This window comes from Burkholderia sp. AU19243 (assembly GCF_018148075.1).
Classification (GTDB): domain Bacteria; phylum Pseudomonadota; class Gammaproteobacteria; order Burkholderiales; family Burkholderiaceae; genus Burkholderia; species Burkholderia latens_A.
The window spans coordinates 1-959 of record NZ_JAGSTV010000043.1 but is presented as its reverse complement, the minus strand read 5'-3'; the positions used below and the strand labels follow the sequence as shown (position 1 = coordinate 959).

Annotated in this window: 1 protein-coding gene; it reads left to right on the top strand. The window is 67.3% G+C overall.

The features are described from left to right. The coding region (locus KDW55_RS29185; RefSeq protein WP_212161892.1) for an AMP-binding protein at window positions 1–959 on the top strand (959 nt) is incomplete at both ends.

Here is a 959-nt window from a genome sequence, read left to right as displayed (position 1 = left end):
ACCGCCGACGAGCAGGCGCGCGGCGGCAAGACGCTGCCGCTCAAGAGCATCGCCGACGAGGCACTCGCGATGGGCGGCTGCGAGGCAGTCAAGAGCGTGATCGTCTATCGCCGCACCGGCGGCAAGATCGACTGGCATGCGCACCGCGACCTGTGGATGCACGAACTGGTCGACGGCGAGTCCGACACCTGCGCGCCGGAATGGGTCGGCGCCGAGCATCCGCTGTTCATCCTCTATACGTCCGGCTCGACCGGCAAGCCCAAGGGCGTGCAGCACAGCACCGGCGGCTACCTGCTGTGGGCCGCGCAGACGATGAAGTGGACCTTCGACTGGAAGCCCGCCGACGTGTTCTGGTGCACCGCCGACATCGGCTGGGTCACCGGCCACACCTACATCGCGTATGGCCCGCTCGCGTGCGGCGGCACGCAGGTCGTGTTCGAGGGCGTGCCGACGTATCCGGACGCCGGCCGCTTCTGGAAGATGATCGGCGATCACAAGGTCACCGTGTTCTACACCGCGCCGACCGCGATCCGTTCGCTGATCAAGGCCGCCGAAGCCGACGAGCACGTTCATCCGAAGCGCTACGACCTGTCGAGCCTGCGCATCATCGGCACGGTCGGCGAGCCGATCAATCCGGAAGCGTGGATGTGGTATCACAAGCACGTCGGCCAGGAGCGCTGCCCGATCGTCGATACCTGGTGGCAGACCGAAACCGGCGGCCACATGATCACGCCGTTGCCGGGTGCGACGCCGACGGTGCCCGGTTCGTGCACGCTGCCGCTGCCGGGCATCATGGCTGCGGTGGTCGACGAGACGGGGCAGGACGTACCGAACGGGCAAGGCGGGATTCTGGTCGTCAAGCGTCCGTGGCCGTCGATGATCCGCACGATCTGGGGCGACCCGGAGCGCTTCAGAAAGAGCTACTACCCGGAGGAACTGGGCGGGCGGCTGTATCTGGC